The following is a 521-nucleotide window of genomic DNA, read 5'->3' as shown; positions in this document are numbered from 1 at the left end:
AGGTCATCCCGGTCGAATCCCGCAAGATCGGCTGCGACGGCGGCGACGGCCCGCTGGGCCACCCGCTGGTCTACCTCCGCATCGAGGACACGCWGGTCACCTGCCCCTATTGCTCGAAGACCTACCGCCTGAAGGAAGGCGCCGGCGACGATGGACACCATTGACGGGTCCGTGATCCCTTCGGCCGAGCCGAAGGCCCCGCCGCCGGGCGACCCGCACCTGATCCTGATCGACGGCAGCGGCTACATCTTCCGGGCCTATCACGCGCTGCCGCCGATGACGCGGCCGGATGGCACGCCCGTGAATGCGGTCTTCGGCTTCGCGCAGATGCTGGAGAAGGTCCTCAACCAGAACAGCTCCAGCCACATCGCCGTCGTCCATGACAGCGCGCGCCAGACGTTTCGGAGCGACATCTACCCCGCCTACAAGGCGCATCGCCCGGAGCCGCCGGAAGACCTGATCCCGCAATTCGCGCTCATCCGCGAGGCGACGGAGGCCTTCGGCGTCGCCCAGGTGGAGCT

Annotated in this window: 2 protein-coding genes; both read left to right on the top strand. The window is 68.1% G+C overall.

The features are described from left to right. The first annotated feature begins 5 nt into the window (after positions 1–5). Positions 6–164 (top strand): zinc-finger domain-containing protein, encoded by a 159-nt coding sequence (locus AC1DWF_RS38530; RefSeq protein WP_476843661.1) that lies wholly within the window; start codon positions 6–8, stop codon positions 162–164. Continuing rightward, positions 151–521 (top strand): 5'-3' exonuclease (locus AC1DWF_RS38525; protein ID WP_476843660.1); only part of this gene is annotated, 371 nt, incomplete at its 3' end. The genes AC1DWF_RS38530 and AC1DWF_RS38525, both read left to right, overlap by 14 nt.

This window comes from Aminobacter sp. P4_D5, from assembly GCF_056401815.1.
Note: the sequence above shows the minus strand (reverse complement) of the source record. Positions and strands in the feature narration are given on the sequence as shown.